7 protein-coding genes and 3 pseudogenes are annotated in these 6184 nt (G+C 72.4%); 4 read left to right on the top strand and 6 right to left on the bottom strand.

Going from position 1 to position 6184, the window contains the following annotated elements; translation table 11 throughout:
• Positions 1-186: 186 nt before the first annotated feature.
• The 6 genes and pseudogenes from ABVB68_RS36950 to ABVB68_RS17980 all read right to left on the bottom strand — a co-directional run.
• A pseudogene (locus tag ABVB68_RS36950) lies at positions 187-504 on the bottom strand (ABC transporter ATP-binding protein); the annotation flags it as partial.
• An 86-nt stretch (positions 505-590) separates the two neighbouring features.
• Positions 591-665, bottom strand: a pseudogene (locus ABVB68_RS36945) (hypothetical protein); the annotation flags it as partial.
• Positions 646-928 (bottom strand): annotated as a pseudogene (locus ABVB68_RS17995) (ABC transporter substrate-binding protein); the annotation flags it as partial. The pseudogenes ABVB68_RS36945 and ABVB68_RS17995, both read right to left, overlap by 20 nt.
• A 177-nt stretch (positions 929-1105) precedes the next feature.
• Positions 1106-1201, bottom strand: coding sequence for an Ms4533A family Cys-rich leader peptide (locus tag ABVB68_RS17990; protein ID WP_353602057.1), 96 nt, complete (start codon positions 1199-1201; stop codon positions 1106-1108).
• Between the two features lie 49 nt (positions 1202-1250).
• Positions 1251-2795 carry a DUF3152 domain-containing protein gene (locus ABVB68_RS17985; protein WP_353602056.1) on the bottom strand — a complete coding sequence of 515 codons (1545 nt, stop codon included), beginning with the start codon at positions 2793-2795 and terminating at the stop codon, positions 1251-1253.
• Positions 2796-2802: 7 nt separating this feature from the next.
• Positions 2803-3858, bottom strand: coding sequence for an alpha/beta fold hydrolase (locus ABVB68_RS17980; protein WP_353602055.1), 1056 nt, complete (start codon positions 3856-3858; stop codon positions 2803-2805).
• Between the two features lie 386 nt (positions 3859-4244).
• Between ABVB68_RS17980 and ABVB68_RS17975 the strand changes: the two genes are divergently transcribed.
• The 4 genes from ABVB68_RS17975 (at position 4245) to ABVB68_RS17960 (ending at position 6103) form a co-directional block, all read left to right on the top strand.
• Positions 4245-4490, top strand: a complete 246-nt coding sequence (locus tag ABVB68_RS17975) for a hypothetical protein (RefSeq protein ID WP_353602054.1) — start codon at positions 4245-4247, stop codon at positions 4488-4490.
• A 166-nt stretch (positions 4491-4656) separates the two neighbouring features.
• Positions 4657-5298 carry a TetR/AcrR family transcriptional regulator gene (locus ABVB68_RS17970; protein WP_353602053.1) on the top strand — a complete coding sequence of 214 codons (642 nt, stop codon included), beginning with the start codon at positions 4657-4659 and terminating at the stop codon, positions 5296-5298.
• Positions 5299-5432: 134 nt separating this feature from the next.
• On the top strand, positions 5433-5660 hold the full coding sequence (locus tag ABVB68_RS17965) for a DUF3107 domain-containing protein (RefSeq protein ID WP_353602052.1): 228 nt from the start codon (positions 5433-5435) through the stop codon (positions 5658-5660).
• Between the two features lie 173 nt (positions 5661-5833).
• Positions 5834-6103: a hypothetical protein gene (locus ABVB68_RS17960; RefSeq protein ID WP_353602051.1), complete on the top strand. Its 270-nt coding sequence runs from the start codon at positions 5834-5836 to the stop codon at positions 6101-6103.
• The last annotated feature ends 81 nt before the right edge of the window (positions 6104-6184 follow it).

Genomic DNA, 6184 nt, shown 5'->3' with positions numbered 1-6184 from the left:
CTCCGTTGGGGCTCCCCCCGTTTGCCGCGGGGCCCCGCCGGGGCCCTACTTCCGGCGTACTGGGGGGGGGGGCGCGGCCGGTTCCCCACCCCCCCCACCAAAAGGGGTGAACGGTCGTAACTTTCGCGTGCGGACGGCGTTCCGTCGCGCTAAGAGTTCAGACAGTGGTCATCCGGCCGCGCAACGTCACGCCACGGCGGGTTCACTCCGGGCCGCGCGCCGCCGCGCCGCCGACTCCGGGTCGAGCGCCGGCACGGCGGCCAGGAGTTGCCTGGTGTACGCCTCGCGCGGGCTGTCGTACACCTCGTCGGCCGGCCCGTGCTCCACGAGCCGGCCCCGGCGCATCGCCGCGACCCGGTCGCTGACCTGGCGGACGACGGCGAGGTCGTGGGCGATGAAGACCAGCGCGAGGCCGAGTTCCCGCTGGAGTTCGCCGAGCAGGGCGACGACGCGGGCCTGCGTGGTGACGTCGAGCGCGGAGACGGGCTCGTCGCGTCGAGGATCTGGGCCTGGACGGTGACGTCCAGGGCCGTGGTCGGCTCGTCGGCGATCAGCAGTTCCGGTTCGCGGGCGAGGGCCATGGCGATGAAGGCGCGCTGGCGCATGCCGCCGCTGAACTCGTGCGGGCGGGACCGGGAGCGCCGTTCGGCGTCCGCGATTCCCACCCTCTCCAGCACCTCGACGGCACGCGCGCGTGCGGTGCGAGGGGACGTTCCCTCCGCCGGAGGTGTAGAGGCGCGCCGGGTCGAAATCGGTCTGCGGCTCGGAGTTCAGCACCCTGAGCGTGCCGCCCTTACGGGGTGTGGAGTCGCCGCCGGACCCCTTGGGCGTCGTTGTCCTTCGGACCGCAGGCGGCTGCGCCCGCTGCCAGGACCAGGCTGACGGATGCCGCTGCCACGCGGCGCGCTGTGGCGGACGATTGACGCATCGGAATGACGACCTCTCGGGAACTGATCGAGGGTTTCTCGAAAAGTGAGACATGCGGACGAGCAGTGAGACGGCTGCGGACAGACGTCGGCCCCGGCGTCGGGTCGTCGAAGCATCCATGGCAGGACCACGGACGAAAAGGGAAGAAGGTCGCAACGCGTACGCCGGGAAGGCGGCGTCAGCGACAGTGGATGTCGGCCACGCAGATCGCGGTCACGCCGATGAGCGCCATCTCGATGGCGGCGCTGTCGGAGGCGGTATGACGGGACCACATGCGCAGAAATATGAACGAACTCGCGTCAATGTGACATGAGCTGCGCCCGTCAACTCCGGGGATAGGGCCACGGGTTGGGCAGGCAGTGGATTCCGTCGTGGTCGAGGAACTTGGTCTGCTGCTGCATGACCGGGGCGAGCTCACCGTCCTTCTGGCACGACACGTGGCCGTGCCCGAGCCGGTGACCGACCTCGTGGTTGATGAGCATCTGCCGGTACGAATGGATCTTGTCCCCGTAGGTCCTGCTGCCCTGAGCCCATCGGTAGGCGTTGATCATCACGCGCGCGGTGGCGGCCGAGTCGCAGGAGACGTTGTCCTCCGTGGTGTCCAGGCCGGACTTGGCGCACCACTCGGCGGTGGTCCCCGGGCTGGCCAGCGTGATCACGAAGTCGGGCTTGCCGGAGGAGATGCGCTCGAAGGTGCGGGCGCCGGCGTGGCTCCAGCTGCGGTCGTCGTTCAGGGTCTTCTGCACGGCCTCGGCGAACAGCGCGCCGTCCAGCCGCAGCCCCTGCTCGACGTCCACCCGGTACCGGTACTTCTGTCCCTGCCCCGGGGCCTTGTCGAAACCGGGCACGGCGTCGAACTTCCCGGAGCCCTTCAACTCGGCGCCGAGCGGATACCTCTTGCCCATCTTCTGCTCGTACGTCAGCGCCACCGCGCTCGGCGAGCCGGAGGGTGCCTCTCCGGGTGCGCGCGCATCGGCCCGACCGCCGTCGGGGTCGGACTGCGCCTGCACGGCGTCGCCCTCCCGGCCGTCGGCCACCTGCCCGGCGACGATCACGGCGAGCACGGTGGTGACGGCCGCCGCCGCGATTCCGGCGAAGGCCCGCCCCTTGCCGACTCCGCGCTGCGCGGGGATGCCGGCGCCGTCCGCGGCGAGAGCGGCGTCCTGCCGGTCGGAGTCCGGCGCCTGACCGGTACGGCGACCCTGCCCCGAACGGGGTGCGAAGACTCCCGCGCCCTCGCCGTCCGGGGCGTTCCCGCTGCCCTCGGTCTCATCGGCGCTCTCGGCCTTCTCGTGCCCGCCGCCCGCGCCCCCGAAGGCCTCCAGATACTCCTGCCGGGGGCCGGGGCGCTGCCCGGGGCCACCGTCCGGTCCCGCCTGCCGCTGCCGGGGCAGCGTCACACCGGTCCCCGCACCACCGCCGGCCGGCCCGCCGAACGCCCCCCAGCCACCGCCCGCTTCCCGCTGCTCGGGGTGCCCACCACGGGCGGCACCGCCGTCGGGAAGACGGGGCAGACCGTGCGCGGGTGTGCCGTCCGGGAAACGCTGCACACCGTGCGCGGGCGTGCCGTCCGGGAAACGCGGCACGCCACGAGCGGGCGTGCCGTCCGGAAGCCTCGGCACACCCGGGTACGCCCCTCGCGACGTGCCCGGAGCGGCCGGAACACCGGAGACACCCGGACTCCGCGGACCTCTCGGAGCATCCCGGCTGGCGTCCTCCGGGTGCGGCGGCGCGGTCGGCCGCGCACCCTCCTGGCCCGGTGCGTCCCGGCGGTCGCCGGAGCTCGCGCCCCGCTGCCGGGCCTGCCGTGCGGCTATGTCCGCGGAGTCGTCCCTGGGAGCCGGTCCGCGACGGCTGTGACGTCCCACCCGCCCCTCAGCTCCCCGCGCCCGTGGCAGTGGCGTCCGCGGCGGCGCCGCGCGGGCCCGGGCCCGCGTAGCCGCCCGGCGCACGTCCGGCCCCGGCCCGCCCACTCGAACCGCCCCCCTCGGCGAGGAGTTCCCTGACCGCTCCGGCGACCACGTCCGGGTACTCCATCATCGCCACGTGTCCGGCGTCCGGCAGGGTCAGCAGCCGGGAGTCGCGGAAGGCGCGGGCGGCCTTGCGGGCCATGCGGAAGCCGACCAGCTGGTCGCGGCCGCCGTAGATCAGCAGGGTCGGCGCGAGGACGCGTTCCGCCTGGCGCCACAGCCCGTGCTGGCCGCCGAGTGTGTAGGCGTTGACGATCCCGCGCGCGGAACGCGTCATCGCGTCCCAGAAGTACGGCAGCTGCTGCCGCCGTTCCAGCTCCTCGACGGCGTGCTCGAACGCCTCCGGCGACACCCGCCCGGGATCGCCGTAGCAGAGCGCCGTGACCCCGCGCACCCGCTGCTCGGCCGTCCACCCCTGGGTGAACCGGTTGAACAGGGCGGCGACACCGGGCACACCGAGCAGGCCCGTCGGCACCGCCGTGCGCTGGATGCGCAGTTCGGGCAGTGCGGGCGAGACGAGTGTGAGCGTGCGGACGAGGTCGGGACGTACGGCGGCCACGCGCGTGGCGACCGCGCCGCCGAGCGAGTTGCCGAAGAGGTGGACCGGGCCGCGGTCGGACGCGTCGAGGAAGCGGATCACCGCGCGCGCGTGCCCGGTGATGGAGTAGTCGCCGTCGTCCGGTGGCGGGGAGTCGCCGAAGCCGGGCAGGTCGACGGCCTCGCCGTCGACCACACCGTCCAGTTCGGCCATCAGCAGCGACCAGTTCTGCGAGGAACCGCCGAGCCCGTGGACGTACAGCGCGGCCGGCAGGCCCTCGCGCGCGGGAGGCCGGGAACGGATCGACAGGGTGGCTCCCGGCAGGCCGACGGACCGCAGCCGCTCGCCCTCACCGACCCGGACGGGCGCCACCCTGGGAAGCACACTGGCGGCCGAGACGGACGGTGATTCGGTCGAAGACATGCGGCCAATGTTACGAGGTGATCACGTCCGGATTCGTGTGTTCGCCGTCACAGGCGTTCCATATGCCACAGACACACGCGCCCACCCTCGCGACGCGAGGACGGACACGCACGCCCACCCGCGCGGCGTGAGGACGGACACCCGGCGGCGTGTGGGGGCGAACGCGCGTACCCGGCGGCGCGTGGAGCGATCGCGCGCACCGGCGAGGTGCGGATCGAATGCGCCAAGTGGGCCGGACGGCGTGTGAACCGCGGGCGACTGGTGAACCGGACAGCGGACGGGCGAATGGCATGGCGTCCGGATCAGCCGTCTCCTAGGCTCGTGCAGAGGGCACCCGCGTGTGGCCCCTGCTGCTTCAGGGACGTTCGTAGGAAGGGAGCCCCACCATGGCCTATGACCCCATCGACCCCGACGCGGTCGAGGACCCCGACGTGGTCGAGGACCTGGAGGCCGACGACGCGGTCCAGGAGATCGACGTCGAGGCCCCCGAGGCGGACGCCGCCGAGCAGCACACCGAGATCGCACCCGTCAAGGACGACCCCCTGACGGAGCTGGACCCGGCCCGCGCGAACATCGCCGACCTGGTCGAACAGGCACGTGTCGTCTCGGTGGACGACGACGACTACCTCTGACCTCGCGGCTCGGTCCCGGCCGCGGCCGGGACCGAGGGGACCGCTCCGCGGCTTTCGCGGCCGTCCGGTACGTGAAATTCTGCGCTCGCACCGCGCACAGCACGGTTACCGAAAAGTACGATGGCCCCGCGGTCGACACCGCACGTGGACGACATTGGGAGGCGGCGTGACAGCCATCGAGCAGACAGAGGCAGCACGCCCGCGTGGCACGCGCCTGCCACGCCGAGCCCGACGGAACCAGCTGCTGGGAGCCGCCCAGGAGGTCTTCGTCGCTCAGGGCTACCACGCGGCGGCGATGGACGACATCGCCGAGCGGGCCGGGGTCAGCAAGCCGGTGCTCTACCAGCACTTTCCCGGCAAGCTCGACCTCTACCTCGCCCTGCTGGACCAGCACTGCGAGGCACTGATCCAGTCGGTGCGCAGCGCGCTCGCCTCGACGACCGACAACAAGCAGCGCGTGCGGGCGACGATGGACGCCTACTTCGCGTACGTCGAGGACGACGGCGGCGCCTTCCGGCTGGTCTTCGAGTCGGACCTGACGAACGAGCCGGCGGTGCGCGAGCGCGTCGACAAGGTCACCACCGAGTGCGCCGAGGCGATCTGCGACGTCATCGCCGAGGACACGGGCCTCTCCCGCGCGGAGTCGATGCTGCTCGCCTCGGGCCTCGGCGGCCTGGCCCAGGTCGTGGCCCGCTCCTGGCTGCACAGCGACCGCAGCGTCCCGCGTGATCAGGCGGTGCAGCTGCTGGCCTCGCTGGCATGGCGGGGCATCGCCGGTTTCCCGTTGCACGGCATCGAACACCACTGACGGCCGTGCGTTGCCGGGCGCTGTTCGCTGACGGCGTTCCGGCCCACGGCGTGCGCGTCCCCTCGCCGGGCTAATGTGTGCTGCGTACGGCGCGGAAGATCGCGCACATCACTGACCGTCGGAGGGACATAGCCGTGGAGGTCAAGATCGGCGTGCAGCACGCGCCCCGCGAGATCGTTCTGGAGAGCGGTCAGAGCGTCGAGGAGGTCGAGCGTCTGGTGTCCGATGCACTGTCCGGCAAGACGCAGCTGCTGAGCCTCCAGGACGAGAAGGGCCGCAAGGTCCTGGTGCCGACGGAACGCCTGGCGTACGTGGAGATCGGCGAGCCGACCGTGCGCAAGGTGGGTTTCGGCACGCTGTAGGCCGAAGTCGTCAGAAGGGCCCGGCGGCCGCGTGCCGCCGGGCCCTTCCGCGTGCGGACCAGGCACGGACGGAGCACAACTCCTCCACAGCGGATGATTGCAATCCGCAGGTCACGGGTATGACGGGCTACGACCGACAAGGCCGGAAGACCAGCCGTGGGAGGGACCTCGCGATGATCCTGGAAGTACTCGGCGCCGCTGTGCTCGGTCTCGTGCTGGCGTGGGCTGCGGCCCACCGTCTGCCGGACCGGTTGCCGGCCCGCCCGCTGGTGTACTCCACGGGCCTCGCCGGAGCCCTGTTCGGCGACTTCGTCACCCACAGCGCCCTGGGCCCGGGCAGTGCCCTGCCGAGCATCCTGGGCGCCGCGATCGTCTCCACGGCCTCCCTCTCCCTGCTCCTGCGCCCCGCCCGCCGCCGCCTCCGCCGATCAGCGACGGCGTAGACGCACCCCCTGACGGGCCGCGGAGAACACCGGCCGGAGAGGGCGCGGGGAAAGTCGTCCTGAAGACGTCGCCGGCCCAGC

This window comes from Streptomyces sp. NPDC096012 (genome assembly GCF_040426375.1).
Taxonomy (GTDB): domain Bacteria; phylum Actinomycetota; class Actinomycetes; order Streptomycetales; family Streptomycetaceae; genus Streptomyces.
Note: the sequence above shows the minus strand (reverse complement) of the source record. Positions and strands in the feature narration are given on the sequence as shown.